Annotated in this window: 20 protein-coding genes; 10 read left to right on the forward strand and 10 right to left on the reverse strand. The window is 73.4% G+C overall.

Features of this window, described 5'->3' with window-relative positions; all coding sequences use genetic code 11:
* Positions 1–15: 15 nt before the first annotated feature.
* Positions 16–846: a helix-turn-helix domain-containing protein gene (locus GNZ18_RS11095; RefSeq protein ID WP_156216136.1), complete on the reverse strand. Its 831-nt coding sequence runs from the start codon at positions 844–846 to the stop codon at positions 16–18.
* A gap of 55 nt (positions 847–901) precedes the next feature.
* Positions 902–1,684 (reverse strand): ABC transporter ATP-binding protein, encoded by a 783-nt coding sequence (locus tag GNZ18_RS11100; protein WP_156216137.1) that lies wholly within the window; start codon positions 1,682–1,684, stop codon positions 902–904.
* 322 nt (positions 1,685–2,006) lie between these two features.
* On the opposite strand from GNZ18_RS11100, the gene GNZ18_RS11105 reads away from it, so the two are divergent.
* Positions 2,007–2,648: a response regulator gene (locus GNZ18_RS11105; RefSeq protein WP_281377935.1), complete on the forward strand. Its 642-nt coding sequence runs from the start codon at positions 2,007–2,009 to the stop codon at positions 2,646–2,648.
* 401 nt (positions 2,649–3,049) lie between these two features.
* Here GNZ18_RS11105 and GNZ18_RS11110 read toward each other — a convergent pair whose 3' ends face one another.
* The gene (locus GNZ18_RS11110) at positions 3,050–6,187 is read right to left on the reverse strand and encodes an AfsR/SARP family transcriptional regulator (protein ID WP_156216139.1); all 3,138 of its coding nucleotides are present in this window, start codon (positions 6,185–6,187) and stop codon (positions 3,050–3,052) included.
* Between the two features lie 266 nt (positions 6,188–6,453).
* Here GNZ18_RS11110 and GNZ18_RS11115 point away from each other — a divergent pair, with 266 nt between their 5' ends.
* Genes GNZ18_RS11115 through GNZ18_RS11125 form a run of 3 tightly spaced genes read left to right on the forward strand, consistent with a single transcriptional unit; the run spans position 6,454 to position 9,423 of the window.
* Positions 6,454–7,593: a hypothetical protein gene (locus GNZ18_RS11115; protein ID WP_156216140.1), complete on the forward strand. Its 1,140-nt coding sequence runs from the start codon at positions 6,454–6,456 to the stop codon at positions 7,591–7,593.
* Positions 7,594–7,597: 4 nt separating this feature from the next.
* On the forward strand, positions 7,598–8,842 hold the full coding sequence (locus GNZ18_RS11120; protein ID WP_156216141.1) for a hypothetical protein: 1,245 nt from the start codon (positions 7,598–7,600) through the stop codon (positions 8,840–8,842).
* Complete coding sequence (locus GNZ18_RS11125; RefSeq protein ID WP_156216142.1) at positions 8,842–9,423, forward strand: hypothetical protein; 582 nt, start codon at positions 8,842–8,844, stop codon at positions 9,421–9,423. The genes GNZ18_RS11120 and GNZ18_RS11125 overlap by 1 nt, the downstream gene beginning before the upstream one ends.
* On the opposite strand, the gene GNZ18_RS11130 is transcribed toward GNZ18_RS11125, so the two are convergent.
* Positions 9,351–11,243, reverse strand: a complete 1,893-nt coding sequence (locus GNZ18_RS11130) for a tetratricopeptide repeat protein (RefSeq protein ID WP_173390729.1) — start codon at positions 11,241–11,243, stop codon at positions 9,351–9,353. The genes GNZ18_RS11125 and GNZ18_RS11130 overlap by 73 nt on opposite strands.
* Positions 11,244–11,970: 727 nt before the next feature.
* On the opposite strand from GNZ18_RS11130, the gene GNZ18_RS11135 reads away from it, so the two are divergent.
* The 3 genes from GNZ18_RS11135 to GNZ18_RS11145 all read left to right on the forward strand — a co-directional run bounded on the left by GNZ18_RS11135 (position 11,971) and on the right by GNZ18_RS11145 (position 16,415).
* The gene (locus tag GNZ18_RS11135; RefSeq protein ID WP_173390730.1) at positions 11,971–13,557 is read left to right on the forward strand and encodes a carboxylesterase/lipase family protein; all 1,587 of its coding nucleotides are present in this window, start codon (positions 11,971–11,973) and stop codon (positions 13,555–13,557) included.
* 89 nt (positions 13,558–13,646) lie between these two features.
* Positions 13,647–14,654, forward strand: a complete 1,008-nt coding sequence (locus GNZ18_RS11140; RefSeq protein ID WP_246249568.1) for a LytR/AlgR family response regulator transcription factor — start codon at positions 13,647–13,649, stop codon at positions 14,652–14,654.
* 168 nt (positions 14,655–14,822) lie between these two features.
* Entirely contained in the window at positions 14,823–16,415 is a 1,593-nt protein-coding gene (locus GNZ18_RS11145) for an outer membrane protein assembly factor BamB family protein (protein ID WP_156216145.1), read from the forward strand.
* A 131-nt stretch (positions 16,416–16,546) separates the two neighbouring features.
* Here GNZ18_RS11145 and GNZ18_RS11150 read toward each other — a convergent pair whose 3' ends face one another.
* The 4 genes from GNZ18_RS11150 to GNZ18_RS11165 form a co-directional block, all read right to left on the reverse strand.
* On the reverse strand, positions 16,547–17,197 hold the full coding sequence (locus tag GNZ18_RS11150) for an ArsR/SmtB family transcription factor (protein WP_156216146.1): 651 nt from the start codon (positions 17,195–17,197) through the stop codon (positions 16,547–16,549).
* Positions 17,197–17,712, reverse strand: coding sequence for a cupin domain-containing protein (locus GNZ18_RS11155; RefSeq protein ID WP_156216147.1), 516 nt, complete (start codon positions 17,710–17,712; stop codon positions 17,197–17,199). Before GNZ18_RS11155 ends, GNZ18_RS11150 begins: the two co-directional genes overlap by 1 nt.
* 98 nt (positions 17,713–17,810) lie before the next feature.
* Positions 17,811–18,626 carry an SAM-dependent methyltransferase gene (locus GNZ18_RS11160; RefSeq protein WP_156216148.1) on the reverse strand — a complete coding sequence of 272 codons (816 nt, stop codon included), beginning with the start codon at positions 18,624–18,626 and terminating at the stop codon, positions 17,811–17,813.
* Between the two features lie 110 nt (positions 18,627–18,736).
* Entirely contained in the window at positions 18,737–19,471 is a 735-nt protein-coding gene (locus GNZ18_RS11165) for a TetR/AcrR family transcriptional regulator (protein ID WP_156216149.1), read from the reverse strand.
* Between the two features lie 131 nt (positions 19,472–19,602).
* On the opposite strand from GNZ18_RS11165, the gene GNZ18_RS11170 reads away from it, so the two are divergent.
* Positions 19,603–21,123, forward strand: a complete 1,521-nt coding sequence (locus tag GNZ18_RS11170) for an MFS transporter (RefSeq protein ID WP_156216150.1) — start codon at positions 19,603–19,605, stop codon at positions 21,121–21,123.
* A gap of 20 nt (positions 21,124–21,143) precedes the next feature.
* On the opposite strand, the gene GNZ18_RS11175 is transcribed toward GNZ18_RS11170, so the two are convergent.
* On the reverse strand, positions 21,144–22,112 hold the full coding sequence (locus tag GNZ18_RS11175) for a DUF5954 family protein (RefSeq protein ID WP_156216151.1): 969 nt from the start codon (positions 22,110–22,112) through the stop codon (positions 21,144–21,146).
* A gap of 214 nt (positions 22,113–22,326) precedes the next feature.
* Here GNZ18_RS11175 and GNZ18_RS11180 point away from each other — a divergent pair, with 214 nt between their 5' ends.
* Positions 22,327–23,331: a glycosyltransferase family 2 protein gene (locus GNZ18_RS11180; protein ID WP_156216152.1), complete on the forward strand. Its 1,005-nt coding sequence runs from the start codon at positions 22,327–22,329 to the stop codon at positions 23,329–23,331.
* Positions 23,332–23,479: 148 nt separating this feature from the next.
* Here GNZ18_RS11180 and GNZ18_RS11185 read toward each other — a convergent pair whose 3' ends face one another.
* Complete coding sequence (locus tag GNZ18_RS11185) at positions 23,480–24,313, reverse strand: glycosyltransferase family 2 protein (protein WP_216651233.1); 834 nt, start codon at positions 24,311–24,313, stop codon at positions 23,480–23,482.
* A gap of 44 nt (positions 24,314–24,357) precedes the next feature.
* Between GNZ18_RS11185 and GNZ18_RS11190 the strand changes: the two genes are divergently transcribed.
* The gene (locus GNZ18_RS11190) at positions 24,358–24,969 is read left to right on the forward strand and encodes an acyltransferase (protein ID WP_156216154.1); all 612 of its coding nucleotides are present in this window, start codon (positions 24,358–24,360) and stop codon (positions 24,967–24,969) included.
* Positions 24,970–25,047 lie beyond the last annotated feature (78 nt).

Genomic DNA, 25,047 nt, shown 5'->3' on the forward strand with positions numbered 1-25,047 from the left:
CACCGGTCCCGGAGGTCATCCGTACTCGTGCATGACCGTGCTGATCATGTCGCGGCTGCCCGCGGGCGGCAGCGCCACGTCCTCGATCAGCTTCCAGGTGTCGGACAGGTCGCTGCCCGCGAGGTCGATGCCGAGCGCGCCGTGCACGAACGAGATCCTGTCCTTGATGACGGGGAACTCCAGCACGTCGAACGAGCCGTGCAGTCCCGCGTGCGCGCCCGCGTTGAACGGGATGACGCGGACGCTGGTGTGCTCGTCCTCCGACAGCTCCAGCAGGTGGGCGCACTGCGCGAGCATGACCTCGGGCGGGCCGTTGCGCAGCGCGCTCTCGCAGAAGATCACGTCGAGCGTGCGGGGCAGGCCGCCCGGCCGGTGCCGCTGCCGCTGGAGGAGCAGGTCCCACTCCTCCTCGACGTCCACCTCGGGGATGTGGTACTCGAAGCCGAGGCGGGCGTAGGGCTCGGCGCGCACCAGCTCCGGTATCACCGGGATGCCGTAGGTGTGCACGGTCGTCGCCTCCGACTCCAGCGTGTACAGGTCGCGGACGAGGGCCTTCAGCCGTTCCGCGTGCGGGGCGAGCCAGGGCGGGCCGGACGGGCGGGAGGCGAGGTCGATCACCACCGTCCGCATGTCGTGCGGGGGGACGCCGTAGCCGTCCAGGATCTCGCGGGCCTGTTCGGGGGTGACCTGCTCGAATCCGGTCTCCAACCGGATGAGCCAGTCCGCGTCGTGGCCGAGCCTCGCCGACGCGGAGTCGTAGGACAGTTCCAGCGCCTCGCGGATCTGCCGGAAGTGCAGACCCAGCCTGCGGGCGTTGATGTTCGGTGCGCGATAGTCAACCGGCATGTCCCTATCGTGCGCCACGGACGGACGCTGTGCGCAGTGAATCGGTAACACCGCGTCAGGAATTCTCCCCGGGCCCCCGCTCCGGCGCCGTGTCGAAGCCTTTCATCCGTTCGAGCACGCGGTCGGCGGTCGGCGCTTCCATGCGGTCCACGATCCGGCCGTCCGAGAGGAACACGACCTGGTCGGCGTAACCGGCGGCGGCGGGGTCGTGGGTGACCATGACGACCGTCTGCCCGAACTCGCGCACGGAGCCGCGCAGGAACGCCAGCACCTCCCCGCTGGAGCGCGAGTCGAGGTTGCCGGTCGGCTCGTCGGCGAACACGATCTCCGGACGGGACGCCAGCGCCCGCGCGCACGCCACCCGCTGCTGCTGCCCTCCCGACAGCTCGCTCGGACGGTGCGAGAGCCTGCGCCGCAGCCCCACCGTGTCGATGATCCGGTCGACCCAGGCCGCGTCGGGGCGGCGCCCGGCGACGTCCATCGGCAGCGTGATGTTCTCCAGCGCCGACAGCGTCGGCACCAGGTTGAACGCCTGGAACACGAACCCGATCCGGTCGCGGCGCAGCGCCGTCAGCCGCCGGTCGCCCAGCGGCGACAGCGCGGTGTCCCCGATGTAGACCTCACCGCCGTCCACGCGGTCGAGCCCCGCCATGCAGTGCATGAGCGTCGACTTCCCCGACCCCGACGGGCCCATCACGGCGGTGAACCGCCCGCGCGGCATCGCGATCGTGACCTCGTCCAGCGCCGTCACCCCCGTCGCGCCGGTGCCGTAGACCCTGGTGACCCGCTCGGCCCGCGCGGCGGCCGTGCCGGTGGTGACGTCCGCGGTGATGCTCATACCGATCTCCCCTGTGTGAAGGCTGGGACCAGTCCAGCCCACGGCGCGGGACGGGCGTCAGCGCGCAACGTCGAGGGGGCGGGCGACTTACGTCGGTGGCGCGGGGCCGCGCGCCCGACTTTCGTAGGGCGTGCGGCCGGGACGATCACCGCCGGTGATCCGCCGGGGTAGTCTCGCCCCGAACGCTGCCGAAGGGGACGGATCGCATCCGATGGGCGCCGGGCCGGATTCTTGTGGGGGGACGACCCCCCGCGCCCCCCGGAACAGACCTGATTCTTGTGGGGGGACGACCCCCCACGCCCCCCGGAACAGACCTGTCAAGCTGCTGGTCGTCGACGACGAGCCGATGGTGTGCGCGCACCTGCGGACGATCCTCACCGCCGAGGACGGCCTGGTCGTCGTCGGCGAGGCCCACGACGGAGCCGAGGCCGTCGAGTCCGTGCTGCGGCTCGCGCCCGACGTCGTGCTGATGGACCTGCGCATGCCGGGCGTGGACGGCCTGACCGCCATCGAGCGGATCGCGGCGCTGCGCCGCCCGCCGGTGGTCGTGGCGCTCACCACCTTCGACGCCGACTCCTACGTGCTGCGCGCGATGCGGGCCGGCGCGGCGGGCTTCCTGCTGAAGTCGACGCCGCCCGAGGACCTCGTCGGGCTCGTCCGGGTCGCCGCCGACGGCCACACCGTGATGTCGCCGGCCGCGACCCGCCGCCTGCTGGCCTCCGCCGACGACCGCCGCCGGGCCGACCGGCGCCGCGCGTCGCTGGTCGACGCGCTGACCGAGCGCGAGACGCAGGTGCTGACCTGCCTGGGCGAGGGCCTGTCCAACGCCCAGATCGCGCGCCGCCTCCACCTCACCGAGGCCACCGTGAAGGGCTATGTCTCCCGGCTGCTGATGAAGCTCGACTGCGCGAACCGCACCCAGGCGGGCCTCCTGGCCTACGAGTCCGGCCTCTGCGACACCTGAGAAACCGAAACCGGGACGCGACCCCTGTCGGGTCGCGCCCCGGTCCGTGCCTGAGACCTCTCAGGTCATGTGCACCGCTCTTGTCATGTGCACCGTTCCCGTCGCCGCGGTTCGGGAGCTCGGCTCGGCCGAGAGTACGGCGAGCGCAAGGGCGGCCGACCCCAGCGTAAGGGCGGTCGCGAGGGCGAGCGGGACTATAGACCTTAGCACTAGTTACCCTCTCATCTTCCTATTGCATGCCCCTAAGTCGGGCATCTCCGGAAGCTTACTAGAAAGCCGGTCGAGATGGGCACATGGACTGAGGATCTTGTTATGTCAGGTTTAGTGATTAAACCTTAAAGTAGTTGATCTCAGGTGAGAATCCCATTCACGAGCGTTCGTGGTATCTTTCGGCGGTGGTGCTAGCTATTGAACGGATCGCCCTGCTCGTTGAGCCTTGAGCGGATCGTCCGGCTCTCGGACGCGCCGATGGCGTCGAAGATCGTCAGGGCGCGGCGCCAGCAGTCGCGGGCCGGGCCCGGCTCCGACGTGTGCAGGAGCGCGCCGCCCATGCCCTCCAGCGCCTTGGCCCGCTCGTAGGGGACGCCGATGAGGTCGGCGATATCGTGCGCTTCCCGGAAATGGTCGAGCGCGTCCGAATGACGTCCGGCACCGGCGAGCGCCTCGCCCAGGTGCCGCAGGGCGAGCGTCTCCTCGTAGCGCTCGCTGATGGCGCGGGCGAGCACGAGCGCCTTCTTGTGGTGAATGAGCGCCTCGGCGAATCGCCCGGCGTTCTGGAATGTCGCGCCGATGCCGATGAGCGTCTCGATCTCGCTGCGCCGGTCGCCTATCTCCGCCGCCGTGGCGAGCGCCTGGCGGTAATTGCTGAGCGCCGTGTCCTGGTCGCCGGTGTAGCGGTGGACGTTGGCCATGTTGATGAGCCAGATCGCGTGGTGCTGGCGGCCGAGCCTCGCGACGGCCTTGGCGGTGTCGCCGTAGTGCCGGACGGCCGCGTCCACGTCCCCGATGCGAAGGGCGAGGTCGCCCATGTTGTTCAGGGCCATCGTCCGGCCGAGCTGGTCGCCGGTCTCGGCGAAGATGGCGAGCGCGCGCTCGCGGGAGCGGAGCGCCTCGCGGTAGTCGCCGGTGTATTCGAGGAAGATCGCGGTGTGGTCGAGGCTGCGGGCCTCGCCGCTCCGGTCGCCCAGCAGCCGCCGGATCTCCAGGGCCTCCTGGCACCGCGCGAGCGCGTCGGCGAACCGCGAGCGGTGCCAGTGGATGAGGCTCATGTGCGAGAGGATGTCGGCCTCTCCCCGGCGCTCGGAGAGGGACCGGTAGATCGCCAGCGCCTGCTCCGCCGCGTCCAGCGCGAGGTCGTAGTCGCCCGCGCGGAACCGGACGAGGCTGAGGTCGGCCAGCGCGTAGGCCGTGCCGCGGTGGTCGTCGAGGTCGCGCAGCGCGGCGACGGCGCTCTCGTGCAGGCGCGCGGCCGTCTCCCAGTGCCCGCTGGTCTCCAGGTGCTTGGCGAGGACGCGGGCGAACCGCGCGAGGTGGTAGGGCCAGCCGCGCGCGGCGGCGTGGGACGCGGCGCGCAGCAGGCAGGCGTGCTCGGCGGCGAACCAGGCGTGGGCGCGCGCGTCGGTGTCCAGCGGCGGCAGCTGCCTGGGCGGGTGGGTGAAGCGGATCTCGACCGGGCGCGGCCCGGGGGACAGCGCCCGGTCGGCGCGGTCGGCCGCCGCCAGGTAGTAGTCCAGGACGCGGTGGACGGTCCGGCGCCGCTCGTGGCCCGGGTCCTCCTCGCGGGCCAGCCGCCGCGCGTACTCGTGGACGAGGTCGTGGAACCGGTAGCGGCCCCGGGCCGGCTCGCCGAGCAGGTGCCGGTCGAGGAGCTCCTCCAGCACGCGCTCGGCCTCGTGGACGGGCCGCCGGAGGATCGCGGCGGCGGCGTGCGCGGTCAGGTCGGGCCCCGGGTGGAGCCCGAACGCCCGGAACGCGGCCCGCAGCGGCGGCGGCAGCCCCCGGTAGGAGACCTCGAACACCACCGTGATCTCGCTGCCCTCGACGCGCAGCTCCTCCAGCCGCCCGCCGGGCGTCAGCCGTTCGAGCAGGTCGGCGGCGCCCCAGGTCTGCCGGTGCCGGAGTCTGCTGGCCGCGATCCGGACGGCGAGCGGCAGGTACCCGCAGCGTTCGACGACCGCCGCGACCGTCGCGTCGTCGAGGTCGCGGCCGCCGCCCGCGACGCTCCTGAACAGCGCGACGGCGTCCTCGACGGGCAGGACGTCGAGCGAGAGCGGATGCGCGTCGTGCAGCCCGGTGAGGCAGCGCCTGCTCGTCACGATGACCAGGCAGCCGGGGGAGGCCGGGAGCAGCGGGCTGACCTGGTCGTGCCCGGCGGCGTCGTCCAGCACGATGATCGCGCGGCCGCCCGCCATCTGGGACCGCCACAGCGCGGCGCGCTCCTCCAGCGCCCGGGGGATCCGCGTGGTCGGGACGCCGATCGCGCGCAGCAGCGTGTCGAGCGCGACCGCCGGGTCGAGCGGCTCCTGGCGCGGGTCGTGGGCGTGCAGCTTCAGGAAGATGTGCCCGTCGGGGAAGTGCTCGGCGAGCCGGTGCGCGACATGGACCGCCAGCGCCGACTTGCCGACGCCGGGCATCCCGTCCACCGCGATGACCGTGGCCGCCGACCCCGTCGCCGGGGCCGCGCGGGCGATCCGCAGCAGCGCCTGGAGTTGCTCGTCGCGCCCGGTGAAGGCGGCCACGTCCGAGGGCAGGTTGTGCGGGCGGCGGTCGACGGCCAGCTGCGTGCCGGGGACGCGCAGCAGCCCCGGGTCGGCGCGCAGGATCCGCTGGTGCAGCTCCCGCAGCCCCTGGCCCGGTTCGGTGCCCATCTCCTCGCGCAGCGCCCGCCGGGTGCGCCGGTAGGCCTCCAGCGCCTCGGCCTGCCGCCCGGACCGGAACAGCGCGACCATCAGCCGGCCGACCGGCCGCTCGTCGAAGGGGTCGCGCTCGGCGAGCGCGGCCAGCTCGCGCACCATGTCGGCGTGGTGGCCGCGGTGCAGCTCGATGTCGATGCGGTCGAAGGCGGCCCCGAGGATCTCCTCCTCCAGGCCGCGCCGCGTCCGGTCGACCCAGTCGCCTGACAGGTCGGCGAGCGGGGTCGCGGCGCACAGCTCGGCGGCGCGGCGGTAGTGGTCCAGCGCGTACTCGTCGTCGCCGCTCTCGGCGATGGCGCGGGCCTGGTCGCGCAGCAGCCGGAAGCGCCACAGGTCGACGGCCTCGTCCGCGACGTCGATGAGGTAGCTGCCCTGGCGGGAGGCGAGGGCGGCGCCCTCCACGCCGTCCAGCCGCTGGCGCAGCCGCGCGATGTAGCTGTAGAGGCTCTGCCGCGCCTTGGCGGGCGGGCGGTGGTCCCACACGCGGGCGATCAGCGCGGCGGCGTGCACCGGCCGCCGCGGGGTCAGGAGCAGCGCCGCGAGGACGCACCGTTCCTTTGTCGTTCCGAGATCGCGCCGCCGCCCGTCGACCCACAGCTCAACGGGGCCTAAGACACGGAACTCCACCAGTGCCCCTTTGTGGAAATCTGCTCCTGAGTCGATTTTCGCACCGGAGGCGCCGCTTGGCCAGAATCAGGCCGCGATTCACTTGGCCGACCTGGGACCTCACAACTGATGTAGTCAGGCCAACTGCAAGTTTTCGTCAAGGAGTGCCGAACACCCTCGTTTCTGGAGGCAGATCTTTTGATCTGTTACGGAGGGCGGATGCTCATGTCCGCGGAGGTAAGGGGGATGTGTTGACGGGGATGTCCGGCTTCGAATGGCGTCGGACCTTGATCGGGCCGGATCCGGGCTGGTGGGGGACGCCGGGTGAACGCCGCACCGTTCTGATCGTCACGGGCTCGCCCATTCCGGCGCGGCCCCTGCTCGACGTCGCGCGCCTCGCGGACGCGGATCCGCGCCTGCGGGTCGTGTTCACCGCCGCCCCGGAGGCGGCCGGGTCCGGGACGGAGAGCCGGCTCAGGGACGCGGGGGCCGTGGTCCTTCCTTGGCGGGAGGCGAGGGACCGCGAGTTCGGGCTGGCCGTGGCGGCCACAGCCGCCCCGGACCTTGCCCCGCGTGTCCCCCTGGTCGTCCTGCCGGACGCGAGGCGCGCATGCGCGCCGGGGGACCTGCGCGCGGACGGCCGCCGGAGACCGGTGCTCGCCCTCGCGCACCGCGACGAGCGCACGCCGCCGTCCCGGGAGGGACCGGCGGAGGTCGTCGTCGGCGACCCGATCCACGACCGGCTGGTCGCGAGCCTGCCGCTGCGCGACTTCTACCGCCGCGTGCTCGGCGCCGGCGGGGACCGCCGCCTCGTCGTGGTCGCGATCCCGGCCGGGGACGCCGCGTGCCGGGCGGGCCCGTGCCGTCCGCTCGACGTGGTGCGGCGGCTGCTCGCGGAACTGCCGTCCGAGCGCTACCACGTCCTCGGCGTCCCCGAACGGGAAGGCGATCCCTGCCCGGGCGGGCGCGCCCTGGCCGGGCCGCTCCGGGACGGCCTCGCGCTGCTGCCGCCCGGCGCCGACTGGCGCGCGGCCCTCGCCGCCGCCGACTGGATCGTCGGCGAGGCCGGGCCCCTCACCCGCTACGGCGCGGTGACCGGGGCTCCGGTGGTCCTCGTCGGGTCCGGGGACGTCCGCGGGCCCGGCATGGCGGAGCTGGCCCGGCTGGCGCCGCGCCTCGACGCGCGGGGCCGGATCGAGGACCAGTTGGGGGACGCCGCCGCGTACTGGCGGCCCGACCGCGCCCGTCCGGTGATCGAGCGGATCACCTCCGAGCCCGGACGGTTCCACCGCAACACCCGGCGCCTGATGTACGGGCTGCTGCGGCTGCCGCAGCCCGCGACCATCCCGGTCGCCGACCCCGTGTCCCCGCCCTTCCACGTCGGGTGCACGGCCGAAGACCTGAGAGACGCCCGCCAAGGAGGATGACGATATGCACTGCTCCGGGGACGCGTGGTCGCCCGGGCCCTTCGGCCCGGACGCGCGCAAGGGAGCGACCGTGTCCGCGCACCGCAGGGTTCTGGCGGTGGCGCACCACGTGACGGCGGCGACGCGGCTCGCCGACGTCCTGCCGCTGCTGGAGAGCGACCGCAGGGTCGTGGTCGCCTACACCGCCGCGCCCGCCTCGATCTTCACCCGCGGGCTGGAGGACTACCTGCGCGGCCTCGGCGGCGTGGTGCTGCCCTGGCGGGAGGCCGCCGCGTCCCGCTTCGACCTCGCGATCGCCGCGAGCCAGGGCATGCTGGACGGCTTACACGCCCCCGTCATGACGCTGCCGCACGGCTCGGGTCCGGGCAAGCTGCTCGGCCGCTTCCACGGCTCCGGCCCTCCGGCCGCGCGCCCGGTCGCGGGCCTCGCCAGGGAGCGGCTCGTCGTCGGCGGCCGGGTGGTGCCGTCCTCGCTCGTCCTCGCGCACGAGCGGCACCTCGCCGTCCTGGGGCGCGACTGCCCGGAGGCGCTGTCGGTCGCCTTCGTCGGCGGCGACCCCTGCCTGGACCGCCTGTTCGCGAGCCTGCCCCACCGCGACCTCTACCGCCGCGCCCTCGGCGCGGGCCCGGACACCCGGCTGGTCTTCCTCAGCTCCACCTGGAACGACGACTCCCTGTTCGGCTCCCGTCCCGACCTGCTGTACCGGGTCGCCGCCGAACTCCCGCGCGAAGACCACCAGGTCGTCGCGGCCCTCCATCCCCACATCTGGTCGTGGTACGGCAGGCGCCAGGTGACCGCCTGGCACACCGACTGCCTGCGCCTCGGGGTCCGGCTGCTCCCTCCCGAGGACGGCTGGCGCGCCGCGCTCGTCGCCGCCGACCGGGTCATCGGCGACCACGGCTCGGTGACCAGCTACGCCGCCGCCCTCGGCGTCCCGGTGCTGCTCGGCGCGTTCCCCGAGGACAGCGTGGCGCCCGGCTCCCACGCCGCCCGCCTCGGCGCGGTCGCCCCGCGCCTCGACTGGGACGCGCCCCTGGCACCCCAGCTCGACGACGCCGCGCACGCGTTCGGGCCGTCGGTCCACGAGGCGTTCCACCGCGACCTGACCTCCCGTCCCGGGGAGGCCGCGCTCCTGATCCGCCGGGAGATGTACCGGCTCATGCGGCTGCCGGACCGGTCGTCCCCACCGGAGGTGGCTCCCGTCCCCCTGCCGCAACCCATTCCCGACACCGGTCTCCGGGCCGCGTGATGGCCGTTTCGCTGGTACGCGTCTGGGACGGACGAGGCGACCTGCTCGCCTTCTCCGGGCCGGGGACGGAACGCGTACGGATCGAGACGGGACGGACGGCGCGCACCTCGCTGACCCTCCGCCGTTCCGGTCTCGACGCGGCGGCACCGCCCGCACCGCCTCTGGACGAGCACGTCGCGGTCGGACCCGGCGAGGCGCCGCCCGCCTGGCTGCCGTGCGCGGACGTGATCGTCCGGGACGCGCCGTCCCGCGCTCTCGCGGCGCTCCGGTCGGACTACCCCGGTTGCCTCGTCGCCGCCGTGGCGTCGCGGTCGGGAGGGTGGGAGCTGGCCGTGGCGGGGTGGCGGTTCGCGCTCGTCCCGCTCGGGCGGGCGGCGGCCGCGGCGGCCGCGGCGGACGACGTCGCCTCCTACGCCTCGGCGGTGCACGCGTGGGTCGCCTCCGGCCGTCCGGTCGGCGCGCTCGGGACGGCGACGCTGACCCTGGCCCGGGGACGCGGCGGGACGGATCAGGGCGGCGGGTCCGACCGCGCGAGCTGCTCCCTGACCGCCTCCTCCTGGGGCGACTTCAGGACGGCGTAGATGGCCAGGGCCTTCTCCAGGTGGTCGCGCTCGGCCTCGGGATCTCCCCGGTCCGCCGCCACCCGGGCCAGCTCGCGCAGGACGCCCGCCTCCTCGTGCCGGGCGCCCGCCTCGCGCGCGGCGCCGAGGGAGGCGCGCAGCGCCGCCTCGGCGTCGGCCGGACGCCCCGCCCGCAGATGGGCCTGCCCGAGGCAGGTGAGCGTCCGGGCGCGGTGGTAGGGCTCGTCCAGCCCGGTGAAGATCTCCAGCGCCTCGGTCAGATGCGCGACCGCCTCCGCGTGCCGGCCCGCCGCGCTGAGCGCCTCGCCCAGATGCCGGGTCATCAGCGCGATGCCGCGCGGCCGGTCGAGCGCGGTGTGCACGTCCCGGGCGCGGCCGAACAGCCCGATGGCCTCGGCGGCCGCGCCGGCGGCCAGCTCCGCGATCCCGAGCCCCTCCAGCGCGGCGGCCTCGCCGAGCGGGTGGCCGGCCCGGCGTTCGAGGTCGAGCGCCGCGCGGTAGTGCCCGCGCGCCGCGTCGAGGTCCTGGGTGTTGAGGTGGGCCATGCCGAGCCCTTCGAGCATCCGCGCGTGCGCCCGCGCGTCCGAGCAGGCCCGGGCGGCCTCGACGCCGAGGCCGTACAGCCGGATCCACCGCTGGTAGTGCTTGCGCTGGAGGAACAGCGGCCACATCGCCTCGCAGATCTGCCAGGTGACCGCGTGGTGTCCGGCGGTGTGCCGCTCCTGGGCGATCGCGGCCAGGTTGTCCTGCTCGCGGTCGAGCCAGTCCAGTGCCTCCGCGCGGTCGGCGAACACCTCGGGTCGCGCTTCGGCGCGGTAGTGGTCGCCGAGGTGCCAGCGGCCGGGCAGCAGCGTGAGGTCGGCCGCGACCGCCGTGCGCAGGTAGCGGTCCGCGAGCCGCTCCAGGGCCTGCGACCACTCGGCCTCCGGTTCGGCCTCCACGGCCTTGTCGCGCGCGTGCAGCCGGACGAGGTCGTGGAAGCGGTACCTCTCGTCCGGCCCCTGCGCCTCCTCCAGCAGGAGGCTCACGTCGGCCAGGCCGTCCAGGAGCTGCACCGCCCGCTCCTCCCGCACGTCGAGCAGCGCCGCCGCCGCCGGGACGGTGAAGTCGGGCCCCGGATGGATCCCGAGCAGGCGGTAGGCGCGTGCGTGGGCGTGGTCGAGCGCCTGGTAGGAGGCGTTGAACACCACGTTCACCGACATGTCCCCTTCCCCTTCCCCGGTGCGCAGCGCGGAGAGCCGGCGCGCCTCATCGCCCAGCTCGGCGACCGCGCGGGCGATCGTCCACCGGCTGCGCGCGGCGAGCCGGGCGGCGGACGCGCAGAGCGCGAGCGGCAGCCTGCCGCACAGCCTGGCCAGCTCCCGCGCGTACTCGTCCTCGGCGCCGATCCGGTCGGCGCCGATGACGTTCTCCAGCAGGTCGAGTGCCCCGTCGAGGCCGAGCGGGCCGACGTCCAGGAACCGCGCGCCGTTCACCACCAGCCCCGACAGCCGCAGCCGCGTGGTCACGACGATCAGCGAGCCGCCCTCGTTCGGCAGCAGCGGGCGCACCTGCGCGGCGGAGACCGCGTTGTCGAGCATGATGATCAGGCGCCGTCCCGTGGTGGCCGACCGGAACAGCGCCGCCTGCTCGTCCAGGTCGGCGGGGATGCTCTCCGCGCCGGTGCCGAGCGCCCGCAGGAACCGCTCCAGCGTCTCCCCGGGCGGCAGCGGCCCGGTCCCCGAGAAGCCGCGCAGGTCGACGAAGAGCTGCCCCTCGTAGGACGCCTTTTCCTGGTGCAGCCAGTGCAACGCCAGACTGGTCTTTCCGACACCTCCCACCCCGGTAAGTACCAGAAGTCGCGGTTGGCCCGCTCCAGCAACGGTGGCGGCTATTCGGCTCAGTTCTCGCAGTTCTTCGGCGCGATTGGCGAAGATTCCGGTAGGCGGAAGTTGTGCCGGTGCCGGAAGCGGCGCGTGGTGCGGCGCGTTGATATGGAGGCCACCCGAGATCGACCCCGCCTGAACGCTGGATCCCGCGACTCGGCCGGTCAGCGCATTGCTCGGGGGGCCGTCCGGATCTCGTTCACCATCCCTTTCGTCGGGCGAGTTCAAGATCAACCACCCCCTCCGCGCGGTGCCGGGAAGTCGGTGGTCCGCCCGGTCCACCGCCAAACCTACCTGCGTTCCGCGGAATGGTTAACCGTCGACGACAATACTTATGAAGGCACAATATGACAGCGTGAAGTACCGTCCTACGGGAAAGTTATACGAACGGCTGAACTGTCGCTCGCGCGGGCATGCGCCGGAGTGGTTCGGATTGTGCCGGGGGAGGGGCGCGCTCGCCGTGGGCCGTTGCGGTCGCGGTATGGAGTGAAATTATTACATTGTGTGACCGAGCGGGCGGGCCGTTCAGCGATGGGGCGGTACCGCTTGGCGAGCGGTTGGCGGCGCTCTCCGCAAGGGATGCGGGACGGGTGGGCGGCGCGGGGGTGACGGTTTACGTTTCGGGCCTCTGTTGCCGCGTGTGAAAGGCGTGTTCAGCATGAAGCCGAAGAGATGGCGTCTGATGGTGGCCGCTGTCGCGTCGTTGGGCGCGGCGTCGGTGGCGTTCACGGTGTCGGGTCCGGCGGGCGGGACGGTGCTCAAGGCGCCCGCGTGCGCGGACGGGACCGTGGTGCAGACCGACCAGGGGCCCGTGTGCGGGACGGTGAGCGCCGACGGCCTCCAGTCGTGGCTCGGGGTGCCGTACGCGGCGCCGCCGGTGGGCGACCTGCGGTGGGCTCCGCCCGTGCCGCACGCGAAGTGGGCCGACACCTACCAGGCGACCGAACGGGGCAGTTCCTGTCCGCAGCCCCAGGGCCTCGGGCCGGGTTCGACCAACGAGGACTGCCTGCGCCTGAACATCGTCCGCCCGCAGAAGGCCGACAAGCCGCTCGCGGTGATGGTCGAGTTGCACGGCGGCGGGTTCCGCCTGGGCGGGCCGTCCGACGGGTCGCATCTGGCCAAGGACGGGAACGTCCTTCATGTGGGCGTCGGGTACCGGCTCGGAATCTTCGGGTTCCTCGCGCACGAGGGTTTCGGGAAGAACGCGGGAAACTACGCGCTCCAGGACCAGCAGGCCGCGTTGCGCTGGGTGCAGCAGAACATCGCGAGGTTCGGCGGCGACCCGAAGAACGTGACCATTTTCGGCGCGTCCGCCGGTGGATCGAGTGTGTGCGCCAACAGCGTGTCGCCGACGGCCAAGGGGCTTTTCCAGAAGGGGATCTCCCAGAGTGGCGAGTACAACTCGCTGCGTGGCGGCGACACCCAGTGGCAGGCGCAGGACTGCAAGACCAAGCTGCCCACCGAGGCGGAGGCGCAGGCGACGGGTAAGCGTTTCGCCACCGCGCTCGGCTGCGCGGACGCGGCGTGCCTGCGGAAACTGCCCGTGCAGAAAGTGCTGGACCAGGCCGGCGGCGGCATCGGCGCCGACCGCGGGACGCAGGGTCCGGTCGTGGACGGCAAGACCCTGCTCCAGTCGCCCGGCGAGGCGTTCGCCAAGGGGAACATCAACGACGTCTCGCTCATGCACGGCGTCGACCGCGACGAGACCCAGCTCAGGGCGGCCACCACGCCCGCGGAGTACCAGACGCTGGTCAAGGAGCAGTACGGCGACATCGCCGACGAGGTCATGAAGCTGTACCCGATCAACCGCTTCCCCGAGCCGTCGGCGTTCATCGCCTACCGGACGATCGTCGCCGATTCCAACTCGGTCTGCCCCGCGCTGCTCAACGACAAGCGGCTGGCCCGCCATATCAAGGTGTTCGCCTACCAGACCGACAACGCCGACGCTCCGCCCATGTTCTTCCTGGACAAGACGAAGCCGAACGGTTCCTACCACATCAGTGAGAGCCCGTTCCTGTCGCCGTTCCCGGGCGGCGGCGAGCTGACCCAGAACCAGAAGTCGTTCGGCGCGCAGCTCACCGCGCAATGGACGGGTTTCGCGCGCACCGGGAATCCGACCGTCGATGGAACACCGTTCTGGTCCCCGTTCACCACTTCCGACAACGCGGTGATGTCACTCGTTCCGGCGGGTGACAGTGAGCTGACCCGGGAGATCGGCGAGCAGCACCACTGTGGTTTCTGGGACCGCTACACCCCCTACCGCCGCTGAATTGTCGGGGAACGTCCAATGTTTTGCCCTACGTGCCAGAGCCGCACCGGCCCATTGAACGCCGGCGAGCACCTGGATTGCATGAGTGCATGCACGCCACTGTGGTCGCCGGCGCCTGCGGCCTCGCCGCGATGATCATCGGCATGCGCACCGTCGCCCGGCACCGACCGCCCGCGGGCGGCCGCATCCCCGCCGACCGCTCCCGCCACGGCAGGGGCCCGGCGGGGGGTGCGGCGCGGGCGATCCGCGGTGTCGCGCGCGCGGCCCAGGCGCTCCACGGCGGCCCTTCCGCCGGCGGGGCGCAGGCCGCCGCGCGGCACCTGCGGGCGGCGCTCGGCTGCGCCGCCGTCGCGGTGACCGACGGCGAGCACCTGCTCGCCTGGGACGGCTCGGGCACGCGGCACGCTCCCGACGCCCCCGAGCACGCCCGCACCGGCGAGGTCCGGTGCGCCGACCCGCACTGCCCGGTCCGCCACGTCGTGGCCGTCCCGTTCGACGGCGGGACGCTCGCCGCCTACGGGCCGGACCGCGGGACGGCGGTGACCAGGGACGTGCTCGACGATGTCGCGCTCCTGCTCGAACCCACCGGTTGTGCCGGGGAGTGTGGGGGGTCGTCCCCCCACAAGGCACTCGGTTGTGCCGGGTCGTCCCCCCACCAAGCACTCGACTGTCCCGGCGGGTGCGCGGGGTCGTCCACCCGCACGGCGGCCGCGGCGCTCTCGCCGGAACGTGCCTCCGAGCGGCGGCCCGCCGTCGCGGAGGTCATCCCCGCCGGGGTGGGCAGCGTGATCCGGTTCGTCCGCCGCGCGGACGTGCGCTATGCCGAGGCGCACGGCGACTACGCGCGGCTCTACACGCAGGCGGGCAGCCATCTCGTGCGGGTGTCGCTGGCGGCGCTGGAGGAGGCGTGGGGCGATGCCGGCTTCGTCCGCATCCACCGGTCGCACCTGGTCGCGCTCGCGCACGTGGACGAGATGGTCTTGGACGGCGGCCGGTGCACGCTGCGGGTCGGCGGCGCCCGGCTGACCGTCAGCCGCCGCAACACCGGCGCGCTCCGCGACCGCCTGGTCCGCGACATCCGTCCGGGCTCCCCCTGACGTCCGGCCCCCCGAACGCCCCGTGCCCCGGGCGAGCCCCAGCCTCCCGATCGACCCCACCGGTGGCCCGCCCCGACCAGCGCGTTCGAGGGACCGCTTTCCCCAGATCCGTCCGGCCGGATTTCCCAGAGCGTCCGGCCGGAACCCCGCCAAGTGAAGGGAACGACGATGCATCCGATCGGACGCGGCCGCCTGCTGAAGGCGGCCGCCGTAATCGCCGCGGGCTGTCTGGCCGTGGCGTCCAGCGTGACGAGCGCCTCGGGCCGGCCGATGTCGGGCGACTGGCCCACCTGGCAGAAGGACACCTACGGCTCCCGCTTCAACGCCCAGGAACGCCAGATCAACGCCAAGAACGTCGGCGGCCTGAAGCTGAAGTGGGCCTTCGGCTTCCCCCGCCAGGCCGGGGCGCCGCACAGCCAGCCCGCGGTCGTCGGCGACACGATCTACTTCGGCGGCCCGGACGGCCAGTTCCGCGCGCTGAACGCCAGGACCGGCGCGCCGAAGTGGAGCTTCGACCTGTCCACCGTCGGGACCGGGTTCACCCAGGTCCGGGACGGCGCGTCCGTGGCGGAGGGCCACGTCTACTTCGGTGACACGCGCGGCTACATCTACTCGCTCGACCAGCGGACCGGCAAGCTCGACTGGGCGCAACGGGTCGAGAACCACGTCAGCGCCACCGTCACCAGCTCCCCGATCGTCTTCCGCGGCCGGGTGTACGTCGGTGTGTCCAGCGGCGAGAACCTCATGGGCAAGGAGCACGCCTGCTGCACCTTCCGCGGGCAGGTCAACGCGCTGAACGCGCGCACCGGCAAGATCGACTGGAAGTTCTACACCGTCCCCGAGCCGAAGCAGGACGGGACGTGGCCGAACGGCGTGCCGCGCTACGGGCCGTCCGGCGCCGGGGTGTGGAGCACGCCGGCCATCGACCCCGAGACCCGGACGCTGTACGTCGGGACCGGGCAGAACTACAGCGGCAGCGGCGGGCACTTCGACTCGGTGCTGGCGCTCGACACCGACACCGGCAAGGAGCGCTGGACGCGCAAGATGACCGACGTCGACACCTGGCGTCGCGAGTGCAGCAGCCAGTCGCCCGAGGACCAGAAGTACTGCCCGAACCTGCCCGACGGCACGGCGCTGGACTTCGACCTCGGCGCCGCGCCGAACCTGTTCACCGCGGGCGGCAAGCGCCTGATCGGCATCGGCCAGAAGCTCGGCGTCTACCACGTGCTGGACGCGACCACCGGCAAGATCGTCTGGCAGCGGCAGCTGTCCCAGCCGATGCCGGGCGGCGGGCTGAGCGGGATCCAGTGGGGCAGCAGCTATGACGGGCAGCGCCTCTACGTCGCGACCTACATGGGCAACCCCGGCACGCTGTTCGCGCTGGACCCGGCCACCGGGCACGTCATCTGGAACACCCCGAACCCGGCGGACGGCTGCACGACCGGCGGCGCGGCGCAGTACCCGAAGGTGTGCCGCCTCGGCCACCCGCCGGCGGTGACCACCACGCCCGGCCTGGTGTGGGAGGGCAGCATGGACGGCAAGCTGCGCGCCTACTCCGCCGAGGACGGCAAGGTCCTGTGGGCCTTCGACACGATCGCCGACTTCCCGACCGTCAACGGCGGCGTCGGGCGCGGCGGCTCCCTCGCCGGCGGGGGCGGCGCGGTCGTCTCCCAGGGCATGGTCTACGCCCTGACCGGTGACATGTTCACGCCCTACCCGAACGACAAGGGCTCGGTGCTGCTGGCCTTCGGCCGCGAGTAACCGGCTGCGGACCGGGCGGCCCGTCGAAGACGCTCTCCCAGCAGGCGGGCCGCCCTCCGCCGTTCCCAGCCCGCTGTTCCCCAGCCCGCTGTTCCCCAGCCCGCCGTTCCCCAGCCCGCCGTTCCCCGGTGCTACCTGGCGACCGGGTGGCCGGAGCGGTGCCAGCGCGCGAACCCGCCGTCCAGCGTGCGGGCCTCGAAACCGTGCTCGCGGAGCAGGCGGACCGCGTCGGGGGACACCACGCAGTACGGGCCGCCGCAGTAGGCGACGATCTCGCCGTCCGGCGGAAGGCCGCCGAGCCGGTCCCGGAGGCCCTCGAACGGCATCGACACCGCGCCCGGCACGTGCCCGCGCGCGTACTCCTCGGCGGACCGGACGTCGACGACCAGCGTCGCGGGGTCGGACAGGCGCGCCGCGAGATCGTCCGCCGCCACCGCCTCCACCCCGGCTCCGAGGTGGAGGGCGACCGACGCGCGCAGGTCGGCGAGCCGGTCGTGGGCGAGGCCCCGCAGCTCCTCCAGGAACCGCGAGACCGCCGGGTCCGCGACCCGGTAGTGGACGCGCGTCCCCGACCTGCGGGCGGCCACGAGGTGGGCGGCGCGGAGCCGCTGCAACTGCGCCGAGGTGTTCTTCAGCGGGACGCCCGCCGCCGAGGCGAGTTCCTCGACGGTGCGCTCCCCCTGGTCCAGGACGTCGAGCAGGCGCAGCCTGACGGGGCTCGCGAGCGCCTTGCCGATCCGGGCGAGCTGCTCGTAGATCGGCTCCTCGGCGAAACCGCCCATCAGACCATGTACTGGTCGTGGCGCCCGTAGATGTCGGCCCACTCCTCCTCGCTCGGCCGCCGTCCCGACGCGGCGATCCCGGCGAGCTCCTCGAAGTAGCCCTCGCGCGGCGCGCCGGGCGTGAACAGCAGCAGCATCGAGGCGGGCGCGCCGGACTCGTTGCGGAACCCGTGCACGCCGCCCTCCGGGACGAACAGGAAGTCGCCGGCCGAGGCGTCCCTCCAGCCGGTCCCGTCGTGGAGCCGGACCGTCCCGGACAGGACGTAGAAGGACTCGGTGATCGTCCGGTGGAAGTGCGGCATCGGCCCGGACGGGTCCGGCCCCATCTCCCAGCGGTACAGCCCGAACGCCCCGTCCGTCGACCCGCCCGTGGCCAGGTAGCCGACGCGGGTGCCGCCGTGCACCCGGTCGGCGTCGCTCGCCCCGATGAACAGGTCGGGCGCGGTGCCGGCGGGCCTCAGTACGCCGCTGCTCTCGCCGTGCTCGCCGAGGTAGCGCGGTTCCGGATACGACATGCCCTCTCCTCCCTAGTTCTACAGAACTTTAGAATAGGCACGTCGTGCGGCCGGGATCGAGCCCGGCACGCCGAGGGTCGGAGAACGGGGTCAGCGGATCACGGCACGCGGGCCACGCCGCAGAACGCGTCCACGGCGGGCGGCTCGCCGAACGGCGAGGGCTCCGAGCGCCACCGCGACACCGGCACGACGCCCGGGTCGACCAGCTCCAGCCCCTCGAAGTAGGCGGCGATCCGCTCCGGCGGACGCAGGTGGTAGGCGGTGCCGCCCGCCTCCACGTAGCGGGCGATCGCGCGGGCGCGGGCCGACTCGTCGACGTCGCCGACCGGCGTCCCGAACACGTCGCTCCCGTCGTTGATCACGACGAAGCTGCCCGACGGGAGCGCCTTCACCAGGCGTGCGAGGACGCCCTCGGGGTCGTCCTCGTCGGGCAGGTGGCCGAGGATGCCGAGCAGCAGCAGCGCCACCGGACGCGAGAGGTCGAGCGTCTCGGCCGCCATGGCGATGATCGACTCCGGCTCGTGGATGTCGGCGTCGACGTAGGCGGTGACGCCCTCGGGGGTGGAGGTCAGCAGCGCGCGAGCGTGCACGAGCACCAGCGGGTCGTTGTCGACGTACACGATCCGGGACTCCGGGGCGACGCGCTGCGCCACCTCGTGGGTGTTGTCGACGGTCGGCAGCCCGGTGCCGATGTCGAGGAACTGGCGGACCCCCGCCTCGCCCGCCAGGTACCGGACGGCGCGGCCGAGGAAGGCGCGCGAGTGCCGGGCGATGTCGACCTGGCCCGGGAAGATCTCGACGAAGGCGTCGCCCACCTCCCGGTCGATCGGGTAGTTCTCCTTGCCGTCCAGCCAGTAGTTCCAGATCCTAGCGGAGTGCGGGACGGTCGAGTCGATCTCGGGGTGGTCGGCCATGGGCCCTCCAGTGTCGTCGGCTGACCCATCTTGCCCGCGCCGCGCCGCGACGGCCACCGGACGGTGCCTCCCCTCCTGGCCAGGGCGTCCGGGCACGGAGCGGGTGCGGATCAGGCGCGCTCGCGGGCGAGCCACGCCTCCAGGCCGTCCAGGATGCGGGCGAGCCCGAACTCGAAGCCGGTCTCGACGCTCTTCTCCATGTTCATCGCGTTGTTGTCGCGCCACCAGCCCGTGAACGAGGGAAGCTCCTCGCGGTAGCTCTCCACGTAGTCGTCCATCTGCTGGACGATCTCCGTCACGGACTTGCCCGCCCGCGCGGTGATCGTGTGCATGGCGGTCTCGGACATGACCGCGCCGATCGCGTGCGCCATCAGCAGCGAGCTGGTCCAGGCGATCTCCTGCCCGGTGAGCCCGGCGGTGTCGAGCACCGCGATGGCCCGGTCGCTCACCCGCATCGCGTTGGGCCCGATGGCGGGCGTGACGCCGAGGATGGAGACCGCCCAGGGGTGGCGGAGCATCAGCGCCCGGAACTCGCGGGCGTATCCGGCCGCCGCCTCCCGCCAGCCGACCCGCGCCGCGTCGGGGATGTCGACCTCGCCCATGATCTGGTCGACGGCGAGCTCCAGCAGCTCGTCCTTGCCCGCGACGTAGAAGTACAGGGACGTCGCGCCCGCGCCGATCGTCGCGGCCAGCCGGCGCATGCTCAGCCCGTCCAGGCCCTCGGCGTCGAGCAGCCCGACCGCCGCCGACACGATCTCCTCCCGGCTGAGCTGCGGCCTGCCCCGCCGCGACCTGGGCGGACGCATCCAGACCGAGTGGGCGATGGGGTCGGTTTCGCGGGACATGCGGGTCCTTGGTTACAGGCGTGGGCCGCGTGGTGACGCCGCCGGAGACGCCTCCAGGGTACCGCCTTGCGAACGCTGTTCTAAGATTAGTACAGTGTGCGAAAGTTCGTTCACCGTTCTAACGGAGAGCCATGTCGGCCCCACATCCCCGCCGGTGGTGGATTCTCGGCGTCCTCTGCCTGAGCCTCCTCGTCGTCGTCATCGACAACACCGTCCTCAACGTCGCGATCCCTTCGCTGATCGAAGACCTCGACGCGAGCAACTCCGACATCCAGTGGATCCTGGACGCCTACATCGTGGTGTTCGCGGGCCTGCTGCTGACCGCGGGCGCGCTGTCGGACCGGTTCGGCCGCCGCCGCGGCCTGATCATCGGGCTGGTGATGTTCGGCGGCGCCTCGGTGCCCGCCACGCTCGCCGAGACCTCCGGCCAGCTCATCGCCGCCCGCGCGCTGATGGGGGTGGGCGGCGCCTTCCTCATGCCGGGCACGCTGTCGATCCTCACCACCGTCTTCGACGACAAGGAGCGCAAGAAGGCGATCGCGATCTGGAGCTCGGTGCTCATGCTGGGCGCGCTCGGCGGCCCCGTCGCCGGCGGCCTGCTGCTGGAGCACTTCTGGTGGGGGTCGGTGTTCCTCATCAACATCCCGATCGCGGCGCTCGCCGTCCTCGCCACCGTCCTGATCATTCCGGAGTCGCGCGGCCCGGCGGCGCGCCCCGACCTCGTCGGCGCGCTGCTGTCGACGGTCGGCATGACGGCGCTCGTGTGGAGCGTCATCTTCATCCCGCGCGACGGCTGGTCGTCGGCGAAGGTGGAGGTCGGGCTCGTGCTGGCGGTGCTCGCGCTGGTCGGGTTCGCGCTGTGGGAGCGCCGCGTCGCCGAGCCGATGCTGCCGATCGGGCTGTTCAAGGACCGCAACTTCAGCGGCGCGAGCCTGTCGATCGTGCTGCTGTCGTTCTCCTCCGGCGGCCTGATGCTCGCGCTCACGCAGTACCTGCAGTTCGTCCTCGGGTACAGCCCGATCAAGACGGGTGTCGCGTTCATCCCGCTGCTGGTCACGGTGATGGCGTTCAACGGCGTCGGCGTGATGATCGACAAGAGGTTCGGCGCGCGGGTCGCGCTGGCGGTCGGCTTCCTGTTCTTCGCCGGGGGCTTCGCCGTGCTCGCCTCGATGTCGGCCGAGGACGGCTACCCGCTGCTGGTCACCGCGCTCGTCGTGATGGGCGTCGGCAGCGGCCTGGCGGGCCCCGCCGCCTACGGGACGCTGCTCGGCGCGCTCCCCAAGGAGCGGGCCGGGGTCGGCTCGGCCGTCAACGACACCGTCCAGCAGGTGGGGCAGGCGCTGAGCATCGCCGTCCTCGGCAGCGTGCTGACCGCCGCCTACACCGACGCCATGCCGGAGGACGCCGCGGGCCCGGCCCGCGACTCCATCGGCAACGCGCTGGCGATCGCGGGCGCCAAGGGCGACACCGCGCTGGCGGACGCGGCCAGGAGCGCGTTCGTCGACGCGATGTCGCTCACCGCCGTCGCCGGGATCGCGGGCGGCATCGCGGCGGCGGTGCTGGCCTTCGTGGTGCTGCGGCCCGTCCCGCGCGAGGAGGAGGGGGCGCCGGCGGCCGATCCGGCGCCGGCCGGCGAGCCCTCCGCCCCCTGACCCCGCGCCCCGCCCGTCCGCTACCCGCCGGCCGCCGTGCCGTGGAGGCCGTAGCGCTCCTGGTCGGACGGGCGGGGCGCCTCGGGCCCGTCCCGGCCGAGCCGCAGCATCCTGGAGATGCGCAGGATGCGGAACTCGCGGCCCATCACGGTGAACGTGTGGCCGGTGCTGGCCTCGATCAGCTTGGACGCCTCGGCCCACTCGGCCAGCTCGCCCGGCGGCACGGGGTCGCCCTGGAACTCGCGGAACCGGGGCAGCAGGTCGGTGAAGTGCCGCGCCAGCCGCTCCCGCGCCTCCTCGGGGTGGTGGCCGCCGGTCAGCGGCTCCCAGGTGTCGCCCTTGACCTCCACCACCGTGAACGTGGGCGGGAGCAGCACCACGCCCGGGTGGGTGAGGATCGCGTGCCGGGCCTCGGTGCGGACGGCCTCCGGCGCCGGGCCCGGCAGCGCGACGAACCCGACCAGGTTCAGCCTGAGCTGCGCCTCCCACTGCCCGGCGGGCGCGCGCGGGTCGATCAGGTACCCGCGCAGCAGGCCGTCGGTGCCGTCCAGCGCCGCGTCGCAGCCGCGCGGGGGCTCCATCGTCCGGTTCCCGATCAGCGCGAACCGCTCCATCCGGATCACCCGGTAGCGGCGGTCGCCGACCTCCCACTCGTCCTTGGGGAGCTGCTCGCCCTCCTCGGGGTCGAGCCGGTCGGCGGCGGCGCGCATGGCGCGTGCCAATTCCGCGTCGTCCTGGTCGCGCGCGTCCATGCGGAGGTGCGAGGCGAGGCCGTACCGGGCGCTTGAGGGGTCCATGGCCCCGGTGGACCCGATCCGCCACTGCCGACCGGTCTGCACCGCGTGCCCGAAATCGGGGGACCCCGCCGGGAGGAGCTTCGGATAGTCCCGGATCCGCTCGCCGAGCTCGGTGTCCCGCAGCGCCGTGCCGGGATCGAGGTCGGCGACCACGTTGATGTGGTCGTAACCGGGCATCAAGGGGAATGCCATGGGCCCATCCTGGACACAGAAGCGGCCGCTGAGCAGGCACTCCGTGGATCCCGGACGAGAATCTCGGCCCTCCCGCCCAGAAATGACGGCATATGTATCGACATCATGGGACACCCTGACCACGACCGGTCAGACCCACGGTCATGACGCGCGCGATGGGGCACCCTGATTCGGACGATCTGCGACCCAGCGACACGGTCCCCGGGAGGACGCGGTGCGGCCCGAAACCAGCGAGGGCGGGTTCCTCGGCGCGGACGCCCCCGTGCCCGAGGGGGACGGCGTCTCGATCATCGTCCTCACCTACCGCAGCGCCCGGTACATCGAGGACTGCGTGGCCGCGCTGCGCCGCGCGACCGGCCGCCGCCCGGCCGAGCTGATCATCGTGGACAACGACTCGGGCGATGAGACGCCGCGGGTCGCGCGGGCGGTCGCGCCCGACGCGCGGGTCGTCGAGACCGGCCGCAACGGCGGCTTCGCCTACGGCTGCCACGTGGGCGCGGACCACGCCCGCTTCCCGTGGCTGATGTTCGTCAACCCCGACACCCTGCCCGCGCCCGGCAGCATCGACGCCCTCGTGGACTGCGCGCGCGCCGACCCGTCCATCGGCATCGCGGGCGGGCGCTGCGTCGCGCCCGACGGCTCGGTCGACCCGCGCTCCTGGTGGGGGCGGCCGGGCCTGTGGCCCGCGTTCTGCTTCGCGTTCCTGCTGACCTCGGTGTTCCCGGGCAGCCGCGTGTTCGACCCGGAGTCGCCGCGCCCCTGGGAGGACGAGGCGCAGGTCCGCCGCGTCCCGGTGGTCACGGGCGGGTTCATGCTCGTCTCGCGGCGCGCCTGGGACGCGACCGGCGGATTCGACCGGGCCTTCTTCATGTACGGCGAGGACGCCGACCTGTGCCTGCGCGCCGCGTCCCTCGGCTACCGGCCCACCGTCACCGGACGCGGCGTCTACCAGCACGAGACCGGGGGCTCCTCGACCAGCGCGGGCAAGCTGGTGCTGCTGTTCACCGGCAAGGTCACGCTGCTGCGCCGGCACCTGCCGCCGGGCCCGCGGCACCTGGCCGTCGGCCTGCTGGCGTTCGGCGTGCTCGCCCGCGCGACGCTGAGCCGCCTGCTCTCCGCCCGCCCGGAGCGGCAGGGCCGCCCGACCGCCCGGGGCGAGGACTGGCGCCGCCTCTGGGCCGCACGCCGCGACTGGCTCCCGGGCTGGCGGAGTCGATGAAGTTCCGGCCGATCCCCTTCACCTGGCGGCTCGGCACGTGACCGTGCCCTGGCGAGTCCGGCACCGCTTCGCGATCTTCCTGGCGGGCCTCGCCCCCGGCGTCGCCCCACGCACTGACCTGGGCGCTGAGGCCGCCGGGGGAGACGGCCTAGGTGCGGCTGCTCTCGTCCCGTTGCCAGGCCGTGTAGTTCCCGCGGCGGCGGGCCTGGCGGGCGCGGGCGAGCACCGTGATCGACAGGAAGACCGCCAGGTGCGGGGCGAGCGAGGGCTCCCGGCGCAGCATGGCGAGCAGGTCGGACGGCGTGGTGCGGGCCGAGCCGCCCGCCTGGTCGAGGTCCGCGCGCTCCAACTGCTCGACCCCGGCGGCCGCGCGTTCGCGGCGGCGGAGGAGGTCGGCGAGCGTGCGCGGGGGGTGGACGGTGACGGCCGCCGAGGCGACCACCGTCCGCTCGGCGGGCCCGAACGCCAGCGAGGACGCGAGGTCGTCGGCGATCACGCGGGGCAGCGCGGCGAGCCGCGCGTGGCCGCGTTCGGTGACGGCGACGACGCCGCGCCCGAACAGGCCGCGCCGGACCTCCGGGAGCCGCGTCCACACCCGGTAGTAGGACCGGACGGGCCAGGGCCTGCCGGTCATGTCGAGCCGCCGGGACGGCGCCGCCGCGGCCACTTCCGGACGCTCCAGCGCGTCGGCGAGAGCCCGCACGTCCGCCGTGCCGAGTTCCACGTCGGCGTCGACGTAGAGGCGGGGGAAGCCGCGCGCGGCCTCGTCGCCGATCCGCAGCGCCGCCGCCTTGGACGCCTCGGAGGACTCAACGACCCGGACGGAGGGCCCGTAGGATGCCGCGACCTGCGCGGTCGCGTCGGTGCAGCCGTTCGGCACGACCACGATGTCCAGCTCGCCCGGCTCGGCGGCGCCGAGCAGCCCGTCCAGCAGGCGCCCGATGACGCGGGCCTCGTTGTGCGCGGGGATCACGATGCTCACCACAACGGCAGAGTATGAACCAGACATCCTCCGGAGGCAGCCCAATGGACGAAGCGCGCATCCTCGCGAGCGCGGACGTCGACGAGCGCGCGAAGATCGGCGCCGGGACGACGGTCTGGCACCTGGCGCAGGTGCGCGAGGACGCCATCCTCGGCGAGGACTGCGTCGTCGGGCGCGGCGCCTACGTCGGGCCGGGCGTCCGCATCGGCGACCGCGTCAAGCTCCAGAACCACGCGCTCGTCTACGAGCCCGCGGTGCTGGAGGACGGGGTGTTCGTCGGCCCCGCCGCCGTCCTCACCAACGACCCCTACCCGCGCTCGGCGGACGTCGCGGGCGTCCTCAAGCGCCCGGGGGACTGGGCCGCGCTCGGCGTGACGGTGCGGGAGGGCGCCTCGATCGGCGCGCGCGCCGTCGTCGTCGCCGGACGGACGGTCGGCCGGTACGCGCTCGTCGGCGCGGGCGCGGTGGTGACCCGGGACGTGCCGGACTTCGCGCTCGTCGTCGGCAGCCCCGCGCGGCGGATCGGCTGGGTCGGGCGCGCGGGCGAGCCGCTGGAGGAGGCGGGCGGCGGCCGGTGGCGCTGCCCGCGCACGGGCGAGGAGTACCGGGAGGCCGGAGCCGAGGGCGAGCGACGCCTGATCTTGCCGAACAGGTGACGCCACCGGCGGCCGAGGCCACCACCGGCCAATCCGGGCATCGGCCGCGCATTCCGACCTTATAGTCGGAGTGCTTTC

The organism is Actinomadura litoris (assembly GCF_009733595.1).
GTDB classification, from domain to species: domain Bacteria; phylum Actinomycetota; class Actinomycetes; order Streptosporangiales; family Streptosporangiaceae; genus Spirillospora; species Spirillospora litoris.